This window comes from Bacillus sp. CR71, assembly GCF_003429245.1.
Classification (GTDB): Bacteria; Bacillota; Bacilli; order Bacillales; family Bacillaceae_G; genus Bacillus_A; species Bacillus_A thuringiensis_S.
In genome coordinates, this window is the sequence record NZ_CP031748.1 from 4569534 (window position 1) to 4590495 (window position 20962).

Consider the following 20962-nt stretch of genomic DNA (forward strand, 5'->3'; position numbering starts at 1 on the left):
TTTATATTTCTCTACTATCTATTCGCTTTCTTTTTTCTAAATAACATAAGTAATCCCGCTCCAACAAACGCAAGACCAGCTCCAATTGTAGAAGCAATACTTGCACCTGTTTTCGGTAAATCACGTTCATCTTTTTCAGCTTCTTTATTTTCACTTACAGTTGTTGTTGTTTCTTTTGTATTTTGATCATCTGTTGTAGTTTGTCCAGATCCGGTATTATTTCCATCTTGTTTTGGTTCATTACCATTATTACCTTCTTCTGTTGGTGGTGTTGTTGGATTTTCTCCACCACCTGTTGGCGGTGTCGTTGGATTTCCTTCACCAGTTTCTTTATCATCATTTTTCTTCGTTATATCAATTGCATATTTCGCAAATTCATTTTCAGATGGTCCAACATATGAAATCTTTCCATCTTTCTTTATATACTTTTGTGCATTTGGTGAAGAATCAAATGTTGTATTTAATTTATCTGCAACAATCGGTTTAAATGTCCAATTTTGATCAGCTGCTGGATCAATATCTTTTATTTTTTGCATATACTTCACAATGATTTGACGTGTTTCATCTTGTGATTGGTATACAACTTCCCCTTTACTTACACCTGGGAACGTTTGGCTACTTCCACGATAGTTATTTGTAGCGACGATGAACTCTTGCTTGTCAGCTACTAGCTTACCTTCATATGTCATATTTACAATACGATTAGCATTTGCATTTACAACTTTTCCATCTTTATCGTATTTCGCCGGTTGTGTTACATCAATTTCGTATTTTAAGCCATCTAAAATATCGAAGTTATATGTAGGATAGCCTATATTTACTAACGGCTGTTCTTCTGTTTTCTTTGGATCAATTTGATTAAACTGACCTGCAGACATTTCAAGCCATTCTTTCACTTGTGCCCCATTTACTTTTACAGCATATAACGTATTTGGATACACGTATAAATCTGCAACGTTTTTAATCGCTAACGTTCCAGCTGGAATATCCGTATAATATGTCGCACCGTTTCGGCCACCTGCTTTAAATGGTGCTCCTGCAGATAAAACTGGAATATCTTTAATCTTTTCGTATTCTGGTTTTTTAAGTTCTTGTTCTACATACCATTTTTGCGCATTTGTCACAATTTGTACGGAAGGATCATCTTGTACTAATGAAAAATAACTATTAATTGGTGCTTTCGTTTCACCTACATGTGTATTTACATATTCGATTGTCTTTTCATGTTCATCTTTAATTTCATTAACTAATTTTTGATCAGATTCTACTAATGGATTACCTTTACTATCAGCAATCGGACGAAGTTGCGGCTTAGACTGATCTTTTTGCACTTCCCATTTTCCGTTTACCTTTTTCAATTGCATATCAATAATACCTAAGTTACTACCAAAAACACCCGGCATTACAACTGGAACACCATTAAATACATCCTTCACTTCAGTATGTGAATGTCCCATTAATACTGCATTTACGCCAGGAACCTCTGTTAAATAATACGACGCGTTTTCCATACCAACGTTGTATCCACTTTTATCAACACCGGAATGAGCTAGTGCAACGATAACATCTGCACCTTCTGCTTTCATTTTTGGTACCATTTTCTTCGCTGTTTCAACTATATCTTTCGCTTTAACTTGTCCTTCTAAATTCGCTTTATCCCAATTCATAATTTGTGGTGGAACAAATCCCATTACACCAATTTTCACTATTTGTTTTTGGCCTGCTTCATCCACTACTTCTTTCTCTAAAATATGATATGGTCTATCAAAGTAATGCTCGTCATTCTCATCATTACCATCATGGTCATCTCTGTAGACATTCGAGTTAATAACCGGAATTTTTGTTTTACTAGTCACTTTCTTTAAATAATCTAAACCGTAGTTAAATTCATGATTCCCAAGAGAGATGACGTCATACTTCATTAAATTCATTACACGATATAATGGGTGTGTATAACTAGGATCCACACGATTCTTCGGATCTTTTATTTTATTCGCTACGTAATCCCCAAGCGGTGTCCCTTGTAATGCATCCCCATCATCAAATAGGACAGAGTTTTTCACTTCTTCACGTGCTTTATTAACGAGTGTTGCCGTTTGTACAAGTCCTACTTTATTATCTGTTTTCGTTTGATAATAATCGTAATTCATTAAGTTAACGTGAATATCTGATGTTTCTAGAATTCGTAAGTTAACTGTACTCTCCCCAGTGTTCTCATCTGCATGAGCTGTTGCTGGCATTACTTGCGGCGCTATAACACCAATCGCAAGAGTTGCTCCAGCTAGCATTTTTTTTGACTTTTTCACAAAAAATCCCCCTTATACAATTACCAGAAATAATGAAATGAATCCCTATCTGTCTCTAACCACATACCTTTTTTCTTCTATTAGAGACACAATTTTCATTTCACCCTGCGCTAACGAGTAGTCCCCTTAAACGCCCGATTGATGAAGACTAACAATTAATAGGAAATAAAGCTCCCACTCATTAAAGTTTCACCTTATCTGACATTATCATATATAAAGTTCTTTCCTATCGTCAATATTTTTTGACAAACTTCAACAAATTTTCTGTAAAGTTATTATAAACTTTTCATAAACATATAATATGCCCTTACATTGCTAATACTGCTGAATATGATACAATTACCAATTACAAGGAGGATGAATTTATGAAAAAAGTCATCTTAACAATTGTTTGTCTCCTCCTTCTGATCATTTCTTATTCTTATTTTGAAAAGAACGACGAGACAAAACAAAATGAATCTGAAGAAAAAACAGAAAAAACATCTGCCCCAAATTGGATTGATAAGCAAACAAACGAATCTTTTTATCATCTTGTATTAGGTGATTCACTCGCTAAAGGATATGGATCGACACAAGGTGGATTTGCCGAATTAGCTTCTAAGCAAATAGAAGCACAAATTCATAAACCAATTACAGTAGAAAACCTTGGGGTAAACGGTCTTACAACAGATCGTCTCGCTAAAAAAGTTCAATCAGAAGATGTAAAGGAAAAAATTAGAGCAGCAAATATAATTACAATTAATATTGGAGGAAATAATTTATTTCGTTTAAATCGTGATGTTGGTGTTATAGATGGTATAAAAATGTTAAATAAAGAAAAAGCCCATTTTGAAGCGGATATAAAAAGTATTGTAAAGACAGTTCGAGATCAAAATCCGGACGCTTTACTCATTCTCTCAGAACTCTATAACCCGTTACAACTCGATGACTCCATCGCAAGTTATGCAGATATGTTTTTAGACGGCTGGAATGAATCCGTTTATTCCATTGCAAAAGTGAATCAACCATCTATCGTTTTGCCAATTCGCAAATTAATATCGAATGATAAAAAAGAGTTATTATTTGACCAAGTACACCCAAATGATAACGGCTATGCGATTATTGCCAATACATTTACAAAGCAAGTGTTATCCTACAAATATTAAAGCGACCATGAAACAATTCTATTTTTATAACATGTCTTTTTTGTTACAATGATAGTGGAAGGGGGCCTTTATATGGAATCACGCGAGTGGGAACGTATTGTTGATCATCTTCTTTCGCTAGTGCCTCTTTTTTATCGCAAATTTATGCTTCCTGGAGAATTTTCTTCTCAAAGACATATGCCGCCATCACATACACAAGTATTACTGCTTTTGCATGAAAACGGCACATTAGCAGTTTCCGAAATCGGCAAGCGGCTAGCGATTTCACGGCCTAACATGACACCTCTATTAAACAAACTTATTCAAGAAGAACTAATAGAGCGTCATTATAGCGAAAAAGATCGACGGGTCATTTTAATTTCCCTAACAGCTGAAGGGAAATTATTAGTAAATCAGTATCAGCAATTCATTTTAGACAAACTAAAAGAAAATTTCCAAACATTATCTGAGGAAGAGCGCGAAAAGCTCATTCATTCTCTTCAAACCATTCAAAATTTAATTTTGAAAACAAACGTATAAAGCTGCTTCTAAATAGAAGCAGCTTTATGATTCGTAATAGTTACCATAGTATACATTGGAATATGGCCATGTTGTTAAATATGGTTTTTTTTCCTGTGTAGGCTGTTGTTGTGGTATTTGTGGTATTTGTGATAATTGCTGTAATTGTTGTTGCCGATATAATTCGTATTGTCTACTCGTATCATAAACCGGATAATAATTTACATATGGATATACTTGAGGTACGTAATAATAATACATTATCCTCTCCTCCTTTTTCTTAAACATATTCAAAGGAGAAAATGAATGTGACATTGTTTATAATTGTACAAGTGGTTCTCTCACTCGTTTCTTCCTTTTCTTCAAGCGTAACTTACGGTTCTTTTCGTATAAATAATGCACAACGAAATACGAAATGAGACCAAACACAACTCCTAAAATCGTCATTCCAATTAATACATACACTTCACTTTGTAATAAGCTCTTTAATATCGTAAAAATGTGACTTGAAAACAAGTCCGATATCGTAAATGGTTCATGATGAATTTTCTGTACATGGAATGGATAAATCATTTTTCCTAGCGTATACGCAAGCGGAAATAAAAATACTGGGAGAAACGATATTTTCCCAATAATATTGCCAATAACTGCCGCAGGAAAAGATCCCTTTGCTAACCTGACGATTGGATAAAATATTACATATACGAGCGATGCCGTATAAATGACTAACATTTCTAAGCCGAATCCTATAGCAAACCCTAACGATACTTTCTTTGCGCCTTCTGGCGATCGAAGCAACTTATAATATTGAAACTTTAATATTCTCCACATCCGCTGAAAAAACGAATATGTTTTCTTAGTTGTTTTCACCCTCATCATCTCTTTAACTATATTTTTATATGTAGTATGTCCTTACACACTCTGAAAAACAAATTTAGTTTTCTCTTTTATTATAAATGATATCGAAATGGTTAACCAAATATACATCCGACATTTTAATATAAAAAAACCTCCCTTTTAGGAAGGCTCTTCTACATTTTTAAATAAACTCACTAATAACGCTTTTTGAGCATGCAATCGATTACCAGCTTGCTCGAAGACGATAGACTGTGGTCCATCTATAATTTCTCCTGTTACTTCTTCTTCACGATGGGCAGGTAAACAGTGTAAGAAACGATATGTTTGTTTCGCATGCTTAACAAGTTCGTTATTGATTTGGTAAGGTTGAAATAAAGAATATTTCTCTTCTTCGCCCTCTTGCCCCATGCTCATCCAAACGTCAGTATAAATGAAATCTGCTTCATTCACCGCTAATTCAGGATCATGCAAAACTTCAATTTCAGCTCCTGTTTCCTTGGCAATCGCTAACGCTTTTTTTACAATCTCTTCATTCGGTTCATATCCTACAGGCGTTGCAACAGTCATATGCATTCCGACTTTTGCACTCGCTAGCAACAATGAATGACATACATTATTTCCGTCACCTACGTAAGCCAATTTTATTCCTTTAAATGTATTTGTTTCTTCATATATTGTCATTAGGTCTGCCAATGCTTGACAAGGATGATGATCATCCGTTAAACCGTTAATAACAGGAATACTAGATTCTTTTGCAAGCTCTTCTACATCCGCGTGTGAGAATGTACGTATCATGATCCCGTCAATATACTGCGATAATACTTTCGCAGTATCTGAAACGGTTTCTCCTCTTCCCATTTGCATCTCTTTCCCACTTAAAAACATACCATGTCCCCCGAGTTGTACCATTCCCGCTTCAAAAGATACACGAGTACGAGTTGAATGCTTATCAAAAATAAGCCCTAATATTTTGCCTTGTAATAAAGGCTCTTGCTTATTCTTTTTTAAATATATAGCGAACTCAATTAAAGAAATAATTTCTTCTTTCGTTAATTCTTCTAGTGTTAAAAGATCTTTCGTATTTAATTTCGGTACTTGTACAGTTGACATGAAACTTCCCCCTTATATGATTGATACGTTTTTTGTACAAACTACTTTTTTTATTATATATACTGCCTGTTCTAACTCTTCATTCGTGACAATGAGTGGCGGTAATAGTCTTATAACATTAGGGCCTGCTTGTAATACGAGAAGTCCTTCGTTTTCTAGTTGTTCTATAAAACTTGCAACTTCATGCTTACACTCAATCCCAATCATAAGCCCCTTACCACGTATATTTTGAATACATTCGACATGCTGTAATTCCTCTTGCAACTTCTCTAATACATACTCGCCTTTTTCTTGTACTTCTTTTAAAAACAATGGTCTTTTACTTACTTGCAATACTTCTTTCGCTGCAGCCATCGCGATGTAATTCCCGCCAAAAGTTGAACCGTGTGATCCTGCAGTAAACGACGTTCCGAGCTCTTTCCGGCCAATCATTGCTCCGACAGGAATCCCATTCCCAAGTGCTTTTGCAACGGTAACGATATCAGGCTCTATTCGCACTTGTTCATAAGCGAATAGTGTTCCAGTTCTTCCTATCCCCGTTTGTACTTCGTCTATAATAAATAAGGAACCGAACTTATTACATAATGTTTCAATCTCTTTCAAAAAAGATAAATCAGCAGGTATTACTCCTCCCTCTCCTTGAACTACTTCTACCATTACCGCCGCAACTTCTTCATTCATTACTTCCTCTAATGCTTTAATATCGTTAAAAGGGATATGTAAAAAAGATGGAAGTAATGGACCAAATCCTTCTTTTACCTTATCTTGGCCTGTTGCACTCATCGTTCCAAATGTTCTACCGTGAAAAGACTGCTGGCATGTTACGACGAGAGATTTTCCAGTATGCTTACGTGCTAACTTTAAAGCCGCTTCATTTGCCTCTGCCCCACTATTACAGAAAAACACATAATCTAATGCTCTATTTTCTGTTAATAATGACGCAACTTCTTCTTGTAAGCTGTTTGTAAACAGGTTAGATATATGCCATATATCATCAAGTTGCTCTTGTACACCTTTGAGAACAGTAGGGTGACAATGTCCTAAATTACATACGCCAATTCCTGATGTAAAATCTAAATATTGCTTACCTTTATTATCAATAACTTTCGTTCCAGTTCCCTTTACAAACTCAATAGTTCTTCTGCCATACGTTTGAAAAAGATGACTCGTCATGCAATACTCACACCTTTCGTTACCGTCGTTCCAATACACTCTCCCGTAACCTCAGTAAAATCTTTTGTACCATTCACAATACTTATCTTTTGCACTCCCATTTTTAATGATGCTAGTGCCGCCTGTACTTTCGGAATCATCCCACCTGTAATAACACCTGTTTCTATAAAAGTTGCAATTTCAGATTCATCCGTTTCCTTTACCAAATTCCCTTCATGTAATATTCCATCTACATCCGTAATAAAAATCAGCTCTTTTGCCCCTAACGCGGCCGCAATCCCAGCTGCAGCATTGTCCGCATTTATGTTATAAATTTCATTACCATTTACCCCGATTGGAGCAATAACAGGAATATACCCCATATTTATTAATCCTTTTAATAAGGCTGTTTCTACATAACTTACTTCTCCCACATATCCTATCTCCTCGCTGACAGGTTGAACTTGAAGTAAATTACCGTCACACCCTGAACAACCTACAGCAAGTAAATTATGCTTTTGTAAATTCATTACGAGTTTTTTATTCGTACTTCCGCATAGCACCATTTGAACAACATCCATAACTTCTTTTGGTGTTACGCGTAATCCATCTCTTTTTTCTACGTTGATGTTACAATCTTTTAATTTGGCATCAATTTCTGGCCCACCACCATGAACAATCACCACTTTATACTTCTGTTGCAATTTCTTTATACAATCAAAAAACACAGCATTTAATTGATTCAACATACTACCGCCGCATTTCACTACAATATAATCGCTCATCTTCTCTCTCCTTATGTACGATAACAAGCATTTATTTTCACATATTCATAGCTTAAGTCACAGCCCCAAGCTGATCCTGTCTCTTCACCTAAGTGTAAGTACACATTAATGACTATTTCATCTTCTTGTAATCTCTCTTTCATTTCTTCTTCAGAAAATATTTGAGGCTCACTATTTTTTAATACCGATATAGATTGAAGAGTAATGTCAATTGTGTTCGGATGAATAGCTACTTCACTTTGTCCAATACTGCTAATAATTCGCCCCCAGTTTGGGTCTTCACCATGTATTGCTGTTTTCACAAGACTCGAACCGACTATTTGCTTTGCAATTTTTTTTGCCTCTTCATTCGTTTGAGCTCCTAGCACATTTACTTCTATTAACTTCGTAGCTCCTTCACCATCTTGCGCAATTTTTTTCGCTAAATCTTCACATACTTGCTGTAAAGCACATACGAAAGTTTCCCAATCTGTATGTTCCATATTTATCGGCCTTGTTTCTGATAATCCACTTGCCATAACGATGACCATATCATTCGTAGAAGTATCTCCATCTACCGTAATTTGATTAAATGTATGATTCGTAATTTCGGATAACGCTGTTTGCAATACGTCATGCTCTATATGAGCATCTGTCGTAATAAAACTAAGCATCGTTGCCATATTCGGATGAATCATCCCTGAACCTTTTGCAACACCCGCAATCGCCACTTTCTTCCCATCAATAATCATTTCATAGCAAGTTTCTTTCGTTATAAGATCCGTCGTTAAAATTGCTTCAGAAAAACAATATGCTTCACTTTCTTCCTTCGTCGGTATAAGAGTTGCAACTCCCTTTCGGATTATATCCATCGGCAGTGGAACACCAATTACACCTGTTGAAGCTACTGCAACGTAATTTTCTTTCATCCCAAAATGTTCCGCCCCTAATGCGCGCATCTCGTATGCGTCTTGTAATCCTTTCATTCCAGTACAAGCATTTGCATTTCCACTATTAACGATAATTGCTTGTAACTTCCCTTCTGCCGTTATACTATCCTTCGTTACTTGTAAAGGAGCTGCTTGTATTTGATTCGTTGTATACACAGCGGCACATGATGCTGGTACATCACAAACGATGGCACCTAAATCCTTTTTCTCCTTTTTTAAACCATTTGCAGTACCAATTGCCGAAAAGCCTTTCGGCGTTACAATTGAACCATTTTCTAATTTTGTAATAGACGCTACTTTAATCACCATGTCCCCCTTATACATAAAGCGGCATATGTTGTAAACCTGTTGTCTCTTCTAGTCCCGCTATTATGTTTGCATTTTGAATCGCTTGCCCAGCCGCGCCTTTCATCATATTGTCTATAACAGAAACGACCGTAACTCTTTCAGCTCTTTCATCGTAAGCTATGCCAATATCACAATAATTTGAGCCTCTCACTTCTTTTGGACTTGGAAATTTCCCTTGCGTACAAATTCGGATGAAAGGCGATTGTTCATACGTTTCTTCATACAATTTTTGAAGTTGCTTTATTTCCATCTTTTGTTTTACTTTTGCATAAAGTGTAATCATGATTCCTCGTGATATCGGTATTAAATGTGTGCTAAATGTAATTGGCTGTGATTCACTATTCCATTCTGTAAGCATTTGCTCAATCTCTGGAACGTGCTGATGCTCATTCACTTTATAAATGTGCAAGTTATCATATAGCTCAGGAAAGTGAGTCATTGTTGTTGGTGTTTTACCTGCTCCTGATACCCCTGATTTCGCATCAATAATAATCGAATCTTCTTCAATCATGCCGCTACGTACTAACGGCGCTATCGCTAGCAATGTGGCTGTAGCAAAACATCCTGGGTTTGCAATTAAACTTGCCTTTTGAATCCCAGTCCTTTTCCATTCACTTAACCCATACACTGCTTTTCTAAGAATTTCTTCTTTCGCTGCTGGCCTTTTATACCACAGTTCATATGACGAAGGATCTATCATACGAAAGTCTCCAGATAGGTCAATTACTTTTAAACCTTCTGCTAATAACTTAGGAGTTAACTCCGCCGATACTCCTGCTGGGGTTGCTAGAAATACGATTTCTGCTTCTTTTCCTATCGTCTCCACATCAATTTCTTGTAACGTATGAAAAAGGACATTTCGAAGATGAGGATATACATTTGTTATACACTCACCAACTTGTGAAAAAGAATGGAGAGATGCTATCGAAAAATATGGATGTTGTTCTAATAAACGAATTAACTCAATGCCCCCATATCCAGTGGCTCCAATAATTGCGACTTTCATAAGTTCCTCCTCATATCGATTCTTTAAATTAAGTATGATTATAATATTGTATATTTATAGAGTCAATTAAATATTTATAAATTTTTAAATCTAAAAAAACTTAATTTTATTAGAAAAATAATATACTCAACCGAATTTTTATACAAAAATAGTGCATAGTAGTTTTTTTATTTCACTTCAAGTACAATAAAACAATACATACGTACATACAGGCGGGGAAAAATATGAACGAAAAATTAATTGAGAAAATGATTATAAAAAGTTTTCAACAATATCAATGCAGTCCAATATCAAAAGAAGATCAGGAAATGCTAGTGAAACATATTCAAACGGTGACTCATTCAAATATTGAAATTGATTTATACGAGGAAATTGAGGATATTGTTTATGATTATGTAACTGGAAAACAATAAAAAATAGGAGATTTCCATATGGAAATCTCCTATTTTTTACTTAATGATTTACCTGCAACACGCTCAAATAAACCTGGGAATAAAGCATAAAGTTTCGGACCAATGCCCATCCACTTCGGTAAGTTTACTTCACGTTTTTTCGTGTGCATCGACTTTACGATTTGTTCTGCTACGTATGTTGGTTTTAACATGTAACGTCCCATATTCTTTACATATGTACCAGATTGATCCGCTATTTCAAAAAAGTTTGTATCTATCGGACCTGGATTAATTGCTGTAACATAAATATCTGTATTCGCTAATTCCATGCGTAAACTATTCGTAAATCCTAATACGGCATGTTTCGTTGCTGCATAAGCACTCGATTTCGGAGTTGCAATTTTTCCAGCAAGTGAAGCAATATTAATAATATGTCCTTCATTCTTGTTTACCATATAAGGTAGTACCGCTTTCGTACATGCTACTAATCCAAATACATTTACTTGGAACATATCTTTTACTTCACCCATTGACGCATCTTCAAACGTTTTAAAAATACCAAATCCCGCATTGTTTACTAATATATCAATACGTCCCACTTCTTGTAATACCTTTGAAAAAACAGACTGTACTTCCATCTCATCACTTACATCTAATACATAATAATAGCAAGGCGTATTATAAGTTTCTTTAATTTTGTCTACTAACGCTTGTAGTTTCTCTTCTGTTCGAGCCATTAATACTGGAGTCGCTCCCTGTGCTGCAACTTGCATTGCAACTTGCTCACCAATCCCACTAGAAGCACCTGTAATGACGATTACTTTATTTTGTAAACGTCCTGTCATTGCTGTCACCTACTTTGCATAATAAATCAATTGTTGCGATGACTCATCAATCATCACTTGTTGATTATATGCTAAATAGTCCAATTGTCCAACCGTTTCTGAAATAGTAAGTGGTAATTGTTCTTTATATAATACCGGAAATAGTTTTACACATACTTCAAATGCTGTCATTGGTTTTTCCTTTAATAACTCAAGTACTTTAAAAGCACGTGTTTCTTGCTTTTGTAATCTCGTTTCAATAAGTTGTTTCACATTTAGAACATCTTCCCCATGCCCTGATAAAATGCGTGAAATATTCATTTCGCTTAAACGCTGTAATGTTTGATTATATTGTAGTAATGGGCGTGCCCGTTCTGTTTGCCCTTCATATGGTGGTTCTAGTATTGGATTCGAAGAAATATGACTAATGAGAGCATCTCCACCAATTAATATTCCATCAGATTCTCTATATAAAGAAATATGAGTAGAAGCATGGCCTGGTGTTTCAAGCACTGTAAATCCAGGCAAAGAATTAATACGATCTCCTTCTCTCACAGTATGCGTTAACGATCTATTACAAGAATATTTAAGTGTCCTCGTCGTCAATAACGACTCGTCTTTCAAAAATGCTGCTGGCACACCAAACTGTAAGGCCGTCTCTCTAAAAAATTCATGATACCGCTTTAAAAATTCTGGATTTTGTGTGATCCAAGGCTCATTCCAAGGATGTCCAATAATATTCGTCTTCTCAGAAAATATATTTAAAAGTCCACAATGATCTGCATGATGATGCGTAATGACTACTGTTTCAATATCTTCTATCGTATATCCTAATGCACCTAATTGACTTTCTAACGCATTCCTTGCCTCTTCTGTATTCGTCCCTGTATCAATTAATGTTAATGTCTCCCCCTCAACTAAAAACACATTCACAGTTTCCACTGCAAATGGTACAGGAATCTCCATTCGGTGAATCGCCGTCATGCTTAGCCCCCCCTGTCTCTTTCCGGTTCAAAAATGAATACTTCTTCAGTTTACAACTTCTATATATATTTGTCATTATTTTCAGATAAAAAGAGGTGTTTCCTATAAGAAAACGAATGTATGTACATTTATAAGAATTTCTAACCAAAATTAAAGGAGGAACATCATGTCTATTCAAAACATTTCCTTTCTCGGTGCAGGCTCTATTGCTGAAGCTATTATTGGTGGCTTGTTACATGCAAATGTTGTTAAAGGTGAACAAATTACTGTAAGTAATCGTTCTAACGAGACGAGATTACAAGAGCTACATAAAAAATACGGTGTCAAAGGTACTCATAATAAAAAAGAATTACTTACTGATGCAAATATTCTTTTTCTAGCAATGAAACCAAAGGATGTTGCAGAGGCGCTTACCCCTTTTAAAGAATACATAAATAATAACGTGCTTATTATTTCATTACTAGCAGGTGTTTCTACTCACTCAATTAGAAAACTACTTCAAAAAGACGTTCCAATTATTCGTGCAATGCCAAATACATCCGCAGCCATTCTAAAATCAGCTACCGCTATCTCCCCTTCAAAACATGCAACAGCGGAACATATTCGCACTGCAACATCTTTATTTGAAACGATCGGTCTCGTCTCTGTTGTAGAGGAAGATGATATGCATGCTGTCACTGCATTATCCGGAAGTGGACCTGCTTATATTTATTACGTAGTGGAAGCTATGGAAGAAGCTGCAAAAAAAATTGGTTTAAAAGAAGATGTTGCAAAATCACTTATTCTTCAAACGATGATTGGTGCTGCTGAAATGCTAAAAGCAAGTGACAAGCACCCTTCTATTTTGCGAAAGGAAATTACTTCTCCTGGTGGAACTACCGAAGCAGGTATTGAAGTATTACAAGAACATGAATTTCAACAAGCACTTATTTCTTGTATTACACAGGCAACGGAACGATCACATAATCTTGGAAAAACATTAGAACAACTAACAAAAGAAAAATAGAAAAAGGAGCTCAAATAAACTTGAGCTCCTTTTTCTATTTTTACACTTAGTTATTGTTCTTCCCAAAAATCTCTTCTTGCAGGCGACGACCAGTCGGCGTTGCTGCAAGTCCACCTTCTGCTGTTTCACGAAGTGCTACTGGCATCGTTTGTCCAATTCTAAACATTGCCTCAATTACTTCATCACATGGAATTGTACTCGTTACACCAGCTAATGCTAAATCTGCTGAAATCATCGCATTCGCAGCTCCTGCTGCATTACGTTTTACACAAGGCACTTCTACAAGTCCTGCAACAGGATCGCACACTAAACCAAGCATGTTCTTTAATGAAATTGCCATCGCTGTAGCTGCTTGATCTTGTGTTCCACCAGCCATCTCAACTGCAGCTGCAGCCGCCATTCCACTTGCTGAACCAACTTCAGCTTGGCATCCTCCTGCCGCACCAGAAATACAAGCATTATTCGCAACAACCATACCGAAAGCTCCTGCTGTAAATAAGAACTCAATCATTTCTTCACGTGTAGGCTGCAATTTTTCTCTTAGTGCAAATAGTACACCTGGCACTGTTCCAGCAGACCCTGCTGTTGGTGTTGCACAAATAATTCCCATCGCTGCGTTTACTTCATTTGTTGCAACAGCTTTGCTTACTGCATCCAAAATCGTATCTCCAGATAAGCCTTTTCCACTCTTCATATACGCTTGAACTTTTACAGCATCTCCACCAGTTAAACCAGTTGGTGATTTCACGCCGCGAATACCACGTTCTACTGCTTGTTCCATCACGACTAAGTTCTTTTCCATACCAGCAATTACTTCTTCACGTGAAATACGTCTTGTTTCCATTTCACATTGAATCATAATTTCTGCGATTTTTACATTTTGTTCTTTAGCTTGCGCCACTAGTTCCGCTGCGTTCCGAAACATGGTGTGTCCCCCCTGCAATTAATCCATAATAGTTACTTGACAAATATTTTGTTGCGCTTTTATTTCTTCAATCACTTCATCTGCTAATAATTCATCTGTTTCAATAACCATAAGCGCTCTTCTTCCTTTTTCTTTACGAGAAACACTCATTGTACTAATGTTAATCTCGTGTGTAGCAAGGATTGAAGCCACCGCTGCAATAGCACCAAAGCGATCGTTATTTACAATAAGTAGTGCTGGACTTGTGCCTGATAATTGAAGATCGAATCCGTTTAATTCTACAACTTCAATTTTACCGCCACCAATTGAGCAAGCAACAACTTCAATTTCTTCTTCACCTTTATACAAACGAATTCTTGCTGTATTTGGGTGAGGTGCATTGGCATCTTCTTCAATGAATTCCACTTCAATTCCGCGCTCTTTTGCTATTTCTAGCGCCTCTGGAATACGTAAGTCATCTGTTTCAAATCCCAATATTCCACCGATTAGTGCTACATCGGTACCATGCCCTCGATACGTCTTTGCAAATGATCCATATAACGAAATGCTTACTCTTTCTGGTTCATGACGAAACAGCTGGCGAGCAACTTGCCCCATTCTTGCCGCGCCTGCTGTATGTGAACTTGATGGTCCAATCATAACTGGACCGATAATATCAAATACTGAGCGATACTTCATCATAACTCCCCCTAAACCTCTATGAAAAAAATTTATTCTACTATTCTATTAAGCTGCTACATCTGTCGCTTTTCCAGTTGTACCACGAATTTGTTCTGCTGTATGAATTGGATAATTTTTGAATAAAAGTAATCCAATATAACCTGAAATAATACCAGTTATCATAATACATAAGAATCTTAGTATTATTTTCATTAAAAAAATGATATAAGATAATCCACAATAAAGTCTGGTAGCAATCCAAAGTTTAACACAGAAGCCATTGCAAGCATAGCATAAACAAGTGATATCTTTCCTATTATAATTCTCATGTTACTCTCTCATGGTTTAGTCAACTTCACTTGTTACGATAATAACTAAAAAGCATGTGACTTATCATAAATTATAATCTGCCCTCATTATAGCTTGTTTTTTATAAAACGCTTACTTTTGTTGAATTTTAAAAGTTCTGAATAAAAGTCCATTCCTGCTATTTGTATCACTTGTATGTCATCTGACTTATATAACAGTTTTTCTAAATAATCATTATTTCGTATTTTTATCGTATATATTCAAACCATTCTAATTTTCTGTATCATCCAAGTATAAGCATAAAATAATAACAGTTTTATTTTTAAATTTTTTTAGACATAAAAAAATGGCAACCCATCGTTACCATTTTTTACAAAATTATCATTTTTCTACTGGGAATGATTTCAAATCTGTCGCTATTTCTGTATTAGAAAACAACTCTCTTGCCTCTTTCAATAATTCCTTATATGTATCTCCTTGATAGCGAGAACTAATGTGAGTTAAGATTAATCGCTTCGCATTTGCCTGAAGTGCAATGCTCGCAGCTTGCTTAGATGTGGAATGAAAATAATCATGCGCTTGTTGCTCATCTTCTGCTGCGAAAGTCGCTTCATGGACAAGTACATCTGCATCTTGCGCAAGCTCCCTACTCGCTTCGCAATATCGCGTATCACCTAAGATAGTAATAATTCTTCCTTTTTGAGGTGGGCCGATAAACTCATTTCCATTTAATATCGTGCCATCCTCTAATTCAACTACTTCTCCATCTTTTAAACGTTTAAAGATTGGACCTGGTTTCACACCCATCTCAAGCAATTTATCAACTAAAAGAGCACCTTGTATATCTTTCTCTACAATACGATATCCAAAACATTCTATACCGTGTGACAATCTTTTCGTTTCTACATAAAATTCATTATCTTCAAATACGGTACCTTCTTCTGTTATCTCCACAACTTCAAGTGGATATTTCACATGTGTCGTACTTACCGATAATGCCACTTCAATAAATTGTTTAATTCCTTTCGGTCCATACACCGTTAAAGGCGTAGTTCCTCCTTGAAATGAACGGCTACCTAATAAACCAGGCAATCCAAAAATATGATCGCCATGTAAATGCGTAATAAATATTTTTTCAATGCGGCGCGGACGTACCGATGTATGTAATATTTGATGTTGCGTGGCCTCGCCACAATCAAATAACCAAGTCTGTCCTCGTTCTTCTAACAATTGTAAAGCAATTGCTGAAACGTTCCTTCCTTTTGAAGGAACACCTGCACCAGTTCCTAAAAATACAAATTCCACTTTCTTTCCTCCAGCTCTAAATATACTCTATCTCTCATCTTACGGAATGTTATTTCAAATGGCAAATCGAATTTACATAACCAATCATCTAGACAACTATATAACACGAACGTTATACTTAAAAAATTTACCAATCGTTCGTGTTTTGTGGTAAAATAATTATACTACATTTTAAGGGAGCGTTTTATTATGAAAGAAGTATTTCGTTTACAAACTGATTTTTCATCTTCATTTGATCGCTGGGTAAGTTCTTTCGTGTCTGATCACCCAGCACAATTAGAATGGACAACTTTAAAGGAATTAATCCATGAATATACAACATCACATACAAATGATACGTTACCAGCATATATTTCTTCAGCTTTAACATATTACGCCCAACGCGTTTCAACTACAAACAGTTCAGAGATTGTTATTTTTGAAAACCCTACAATCTCGTAATCTATAATAAAAAAGCACTGGTTACAGTGCTTTTTTATTTATACTTATTTAACAAATGATCATATTCCGTCCAAAAGTCGGTATACATACTTCGCTCAAGCTCATTTAAAATTATCTTTTCACTTGATTTATTAAATAATTCTTTTGCTTGTAGTGCAAAAGAAACAATTTGTTTTCTATATTCATTTTCATTCAATTCTATATGAAGCCCTTCATAGTATATAGCCTTTTGATCAGTAGAAATAACTTTGACAAAGTCCTTTAAAATCACATTTTTACCTATATGGTTTATAGTCCAATGAATTGAAATTGGGCATCCTAACATTAGGATAGTGCCACATCCGTGCAAAATAACCCCCTCTTCATTTTCAATATCACAAATATATTCTTTATCTAAAGTTCGTAACAAAGCTAAAGCTGATTCACTTATTCCCCATTCCTCATCCATACCTGTCCGCGTAATAATCGTTCCATCCACATTTAAATATATTTCTCCGTGTGAACATAAATCTTCCTGCTCATTAAACAACCATTTTTGATTCTCAATATTTATAATAAAATTTTGTGGTACCATTACAAATTCCCCTTTTATAAAAATATTTATTTTCCATATTATTCATAATCAATATCATGCATTTCATCCCACATATCTATTATAAATCCGTTTAATATTTTAAAAACACAGATAAAAAAGATATTGACACTACGATTTTACAGTGCTAACATTCAACATGTAATTGAATATGGTCTCTGTTAGGTGAGGCTCCTGTATAGAGAAACGCTGCTGCCCAAAAATGTCGAGAGACGCCAATGGGTCAACAGGAAAGGTCGGAATGAAGGCCTTTTTTAACGTAGCTGGTTTCAGTACCTATGCTATACAGTGCTAAAACTCAACGAGGGAGAGGTGCATGTATTTTGTCATACACAAAAACTGTTTTTATTTATGTCTACTAACAGTCTTTGTTGTGGACTCTTTTAACTGCGAATTCAGACCTTTACTCGTTTTGAGTAAAGGTCTTTTTACGTCTATATGCACCTTACTATGAAACAAACATAGCATATTCAGAAACTACTAAATTGTACGGAGGTGAGGAACAGTTGGCAATTGATGATTCGGCCCAGATACCCATACGTTTTACATTCGTATTTCATCATGTAGGTAGGAAAGAAACTGTTCCTCACCATTTCAAATAGTTAGGTAACAGATTGTTTCCTCCTTCATGACAGAGGAGGAACTACCGATGTTTAATTTACAAAGACAAGAAACAAAGCATGCTTATGAGCAAGATAGCATGAAAACAAATAACGAATTATTAGTGGAGGTTGCAACACAAGATGTAAGCTCTGCGTTAAAACTTTTAGAAACAACACAAGATGGATTATCTAAACAAGAAGCGTCTCGTAGACTTTCTTTATATGGTCCGAACGAAATAGCTCATAATAAAATGGCGCCGTGGTACATTCAATTTCTATTGGCATTTAAAAATCCATTTATTTTCGTTTTATTAGCTCTTGGAGCACTCTCCTTTTTCACAGATGATATGCAAGGAACGATTGTCGTATCTGTAATGGTCCTACTTAGTGCAACGATTCGGTTTTCCCAAGAATTTCGTTCTCAAAAAGCTGCCGATAAGTTAAAAGCTATGGTTCGAACAACTGCGAGCGTATTTAGAATAAATGGATTTGTACATGAAACAAAAAATGTAAAGAATTTAAACCGAAATTACACAACAGAAATTCCAATTGAGGAACTTGTACCTGGCGATATTATTTCCCTTTCAGCTGGTGATATCGTTCCAGCTGATGTGCGTGTTGTATCCGCTAAAGATTTATTTGTTAATCAATCTTCTTTGACAGGGGAAGCACTTCCTGTAGAAAAATACGAACACTGCTACCATACAGAAAATAAGCATATCTTACCGAAAAACATGAAAAAAAATTACAATCCACTCGATATGGAAAACCTTTGCTTCATGGGAACAAATATTGTAAGTGGTAGCGCAAAAGCTGTTGTCATCTCAACAAGTACCGATACGTATTTCGGCTCTTTAGCAAATAAGGTAATTGGAAAGCGTGTAGAAACAAGCTTTGATAAAGGTGTAAACAAAGTAAGCTGGCTCTTAATTACATTCATGCTTATTATGGCGCCTATTGTCCTTCTCATTAATGGATTCACAAAAGGAGATTGGCAAGAAGCTTTCTTCTTCGCTATTGCCGTCGCTGTTGGTCTTACACCTGAAATGTTACCAATGATTGTAACTGCTAATTTAGCTAAAGGTGCCGTTAACATGTCTAAACAAAAAGTAATTGTAAAACAGCTAAATTCTATTCAAAACTTAGGTGCTATGAACATTCTTTGTACAGATAAAACCGGAACTTTAACAGAAGATAAAGTTGTCCTTGTTCGTCACTTAGATCCCAAGGGAAATGAATGCAATCGCGTCTTACAATTTGCCTATTTAAATAGTTTCTATCAAACTGGATTGAAAAATTTAATAGATAAAGCTGTTATTAAGCATACAGAGGAAAACAATAAATTTAATCCATCAGCTTTTCAAAAGCTAGATGAAATTCCATTCGATTTCGCCCGCCGGCGTATGTCAGTCATCGTAAAAGATATTTCAGGTGAACATACAATGGTTTGTAAAGGTGCCGTAGAAGAAATTTTATCAATTTGTAATTACACCGAAGTGGATGAAAAAGTCGTTCCACTCACCGAGGAAATACGTTCAAATGTCAAAAAACTAAGTGAGACATTAAATAGTGAAGGTATGCGGGTTATTGCTGTGGCTTATAAAAAAGATAGAAGAATAAATAATAAAGAGTACGCAGTAAAAGACGAAACAGATATGATTCTCAGTGGATATATCGGCTTTTTAGATCCACCGAAACCATCTGCAGCAGCTGCAATTCAAGCATTACAAAAACATGGTGTACAAGTGAAAATTTTAACTGGCGATAACGAAATTGTTACAAGAAAGGTTTGTAAAGAAGTTGGATTAGATATCGGCGAACCAATCCTCGGTTACGAGATTGATTCTTTACCAGATAAAGCATTAGCAAAACTTGCTGAAGAAACGACTGTATTTGCGAAGCTTAATCCAATGCAAAAATCTCGTATTATACACGCATTACAAGGAAATGGACACACTGTAGGTTACATGGGAGACGGCATTAACGATGCTGTAGCATTACGTGAAGCTGATGTCGGAATATCTGTTAATACTGCTACTGATATTGCGAAAGAAGCTTCCGATATTATTCTACTCGAAAAAAGTTTAACTATATTAGAAGCAGGTATTTTAGAAGGACGTACTACATTCGGAAATATTTTAAAATATATTAAGATGACAGCTAGCTCTAACTTCGGTAATGTGTTTAGCGTGTTAGTAGCAAGTGCTTTCATTCCTTTTTTACCGATGCTTGCCATTCATCTTTTAATTCAAAACTTACTTTATGATATTTCACAACTTTCTATTCCATGGGACAAAATGGATAAAGAGTTTCTAGAAAAACCACGAAAATGGGATACTGCAAACTTACGAAACTTCATTATTTGTATCGGCCCAATTAGTTCCGTATTTGATATTATCACATACGTAGTCATGTGGAATGTATTTGGTGCAAATACACCGAGCGAGCAATCATTATTCCAGTCCGGTTGGTTTGTCGTTGGATTGTTAACACAAACTTTAATTGTTCACATGATAAGAACACAAAAGATTCCATTTATTCAAAGCACTGCATCAACACCAGTCGTTTTATTAACCGCTCTTATTATGGCAATCGGGATTTATATTCCATTCTCACCACTTGGTGCAGCCGTTGGTTTACAAGCATTGCCACTTAACTACTTTCCTTGGTTAGTAGGAATACTATTAGGCTACGCTTTTTTAACACAATTCCTAAAAAAGCTTTATATTAAAAAGTTTCGTAGCTGGTTGTAAAAATAAGAATGAGTGGATATTCCCCGCTCATT

20 protein-coding genes and 1 riboswitch are annotated in these 20962 nt (G+C 35.7%); of the genes, 6 read left to right on the forward strand and 14 right to left on the reverse strand.

Features of this window, described 5'->3' with window-relative positions; translation table 11 throughout:
- Positions 1-14: 14 nt before the first annotated feature.
- The gene (gene cpdB, locus DOS87_RS22855; protein WP_098577830.1) at positions 15-2306 is read right to left on the reverse strand and encodes a bifunctional 2',3'-cyclic-nucleotide 2'-phosphodiesterase/3'-nucleotidase; all 2292 of its coding nucleotides are present in this window, start codon (positions 2304-2306) and stop codon (positions 15-17) included.
- Positions 2307-2671: 365 nt separating this feature from the next.
- Between cpdB and DOS87_RS22860 the strand changes: the two genes are divergently transcribed.
- Positions 2672-3451: a GDSL-type esterase/lipase family protein gene (locus tag DOS87_RS22860; RefSeq protein WP_098577831.1), complete on the forward strand. Its 780-nt coding sequence runs from the start codon at positions 2672-2674 to the stop codon at positions 3449-3451.
- Between the two features lie 72 nt (positions 3452-3523).
- Positions 3524-3970: a MarR family winged helix-turn-helix transcriptional regulator gene (locus DOS87_RS22865; protein ID WP_000445819.1), complete on the forward strand. Its 447-nt coding sequence runs from the start codon at positions 3524-3526 to the stop codon at positions 3968-3970.
- A 24-nt stretch (positions 3971-3994) separates the two neighbouring features.
- Here the strand turns inward: DOS87_RS22865 and DOS87_RS22870 are convergent, their stop codons facing one another.
- The 7 genes from DOS87_RS22870 to argC all read right to left on the reverse strand — a co-directional run bounded on the left by DOS87_RS22870 (position 3995) and on the right by argC (position 10137).
- A complete protein-coding gene (locus tag DOS87_RS22870; RefSeq protein WP_000291955.1) occupies positions 3995-4210 on the reverse strand; it encodes a hypothetical protein in 216 nt (71 codons plus the stop codon).
- Between the two features lie 57 nt (positions 4211-4267).
- Positions 4268-4828 carry a DUF2062 domain-containing protein gene (locus tag DOS87_RS22875; protein WP_003309896.1) on the reverse strand — a complete coding sequence of 187 codons (561 nt, stop codon included), beginning with the start codon at positions 4826-4828 and terminating at the stop codon, positions 4268-4270.
- A gap of 138 nt (positions 4829-4966) precedes the next feature.
- Positions 4967-5917, reverse strand: a complete 951-nt coding sequence (gene argF / locus DOS87_RS22880) for an ornithine carbamoyltransferase (protein WP_000108861.1) — start codon at positions 5915-5917, stop codon at positions 4967-4969.
- 12 nt (positions 5918-5929) lie between these two features.
- Positions 5930-7090, reverse strand: a complete 1161-nt coding sequence (locus DOS87_RS22885) for an acetylornithine transaminase (protein WP_000200545.1) — start codon at positions 7088-7090, stop codon at positions 5930-5932.
- Complete coding sequence (gene argB, locus DOS87_RS22890) at positions 7087-7854, reverse strand: acetylglutamate kinase (RefSeq protein WP_001286792.1); 768 nt, start codon at positions 7852-7854, stop codon at positions 7087-7089. Before argB ends, DOS87_RS22885 begins: the two co-directional genes overlap by 4 nt.
- Before the next feature lie 11 nt (positions 7855-7865).
- Entirely contained in the window at positions 7866-9089 is a 1224-nt protein-coding gene (gene argJ / locus DOS87_RS22895; RefSeq protein ID WP_000598384.1) for a bifunctional glutamate N-acetyltransferase/amino-acid acetyltransferase ArgJ, read from the reverse strand.
- 10 nt (positions 9090-9099) lie between these two features.
- Positions 9100-10137, reverse strand: coding sequence for an N-acetyl-gamma-glutamyl-phosphate reductase (gene argC, locus DOS87_RS22900; RefSeq protein ID WP_000861240.1), 1038 nt, complete (start codon positions 10135-10137; stop codon positions 9100-9102).
- Positions 10138-10361: 224 nt separating this feature from the next.
- Here argC and DOS87_RS22905 point away from each other — a divergent pair, with 224 nt between their 5' ends.
- Positions 10362-10550 (forward strand): YqzH family protein, encoded by a 189-nt coding sequence (locus tag DOS87_RS22905; RefSeq protein WP_001003222.1) that lies wholly within the window; start codon positions 10362-10364, stop codon positions 10548-10550.
- Positions 10551-10579: 29 nt separating this feature from the next.
- Here DOS87_RS22905 and DOS87_RS22910 read toward each other — a convergent pair whose 3' ends face one another.
- On the reverse strand, positions 10580-11374 hold the full coding sequence (locus tag DOS87_RS22910) for an SDR family NAD(P)-dependent oxidoreductase (RefSeq protein ID WP_000147789.1): 795 nt from the start codon (positions 11372-11374) through the stop codon (positions 10580-10582).
- Between the two features lie 9 nt (positions 11375-11383).
- Positions 11384-12337, reverse strand: coding sequence for an MBL fold metallo-hydrolase (locus DOS87_RS22915; protein WP_000125124.1), 954 nt, complete (start codon positions 12335-12337; stop codon positions 11384-11386).
- A gap of 166 nt (positions 12338-12503) precedes the next feature.
- Between DOS87_RS22915 and proI the strand changes: the two genes are divergently transcribed.
- Positions 12504-13343, forward strand: a complete 840-nt coding sequence (gene proI / locus DOS87_RS22920; RefSeq protein ID WP_000027254.1) for a pyrroline-5-carboxylate reductase ProI — start codon at positions 12504-12506, stop codon at positions 13341-13343.
- Positions 13344-13389: 46 nt separating this feature from the next.
- On the opposite strand, the gene sdaAA is transcribed toward proI, so the two are convergent.
- The 3 genes from sdaAA to rnz form a co-directional block, all read right to left on the reverse strand.
- The gene (sdaAA, locus tag DOS87_RS22925) at positions 13390-14268 is read right to left on the reverse strand and encodes an L-serine ammonia-lyase, iron-sulfur-dependent, subunit alpha (RefSeq protein WP_000489454.1); all 879 of its coding nucleotides are present in this window, start codon (positions 14266-14268) and stop codon (positions 13390-13392) included.
- An 18-nt stretch (positions 14269-14286) separates the two neighbouring features.
- Positions 14287-14946 carry an L-serine ammonia-lyase, iron-sulfur-dependent subunit beta gene (gene sdaAB, locus DOS87_RS22930; protein ID WP_000877451.1) on the reverse strand — a complete coding sequence of 220 codons (660 nt, stop codon included), beginning with the start codon at positions 14944-14946 and terminating at the stop codon, positions 14287-14289.
- A 672-nt stretch (positions 14947-15618) separates the two neighbouring features.
- Entirely contained in the window at positions 15619-16542 is a 924-nt protein-coding gene (gene rnz / locus DOS87_RS22940) for a ribonuclease Z (RefSeq protein ID WP_000397454.1), read from the reverse strand.
- Positions 16543-16731: 189 nt separating this feature from the next.
- On the opposite strand from rnz, the gene DOS87_RS22945 reads away from it, so the two are divergent.
- The gene (locus tag DOS87_RS22945) at positions 16732-16983 is read left to right on the forward strand and encodes a DUF3932 family protein (RefSeq protein WP_000665709.1); all 252 of its coding nucleotides are present in this window, start codon (positions 16732-16734) and stop codon (positions 16981-16983) included.
- A 34-nt stretch (positions 16984-17017) separates the two neighbouring features.
- On the opposite strand, the gene DOS87_RS22950 is transcribed toward DOS87_RS22945, so the two are convergent.
- Positions 17018-17557 carry a hypothetical protein gene (locus DOS87_RS22950; protein WP_098577832.1) on the reverse strand — a complete coding sequence of 180 codons (540 nt, stop codon included), beginning with the start codon at positions 17555-17557 and terminating at the stop codon, positions 17018-17020.
- Positions 17558-17725: 168 nt separating this feature from the next.
- A riboswitch (M-box (ykoK) riboswitch) is annotated at positions 17726-17893 on the forward strand.
- A gap of 331 nt (positions 17894-18224) precedes the next feature.
- On the opposite strand from DOS87_RS22950, the gene mgtA reads away from it, so the two are divergent.
- Positions 18225-20930, forward strand: coding sequence for a magnesium-translocating P-type ATPase (mgtA, locus tag DOS87_RS22955; RefSeq protein ID WP_000482692.1), 2706 nt, complete (start codon positions 18225-18227; stop codon positions 20928-20930).
- Positions 20931-20962 lie beyond the last annotated feature (32 nt).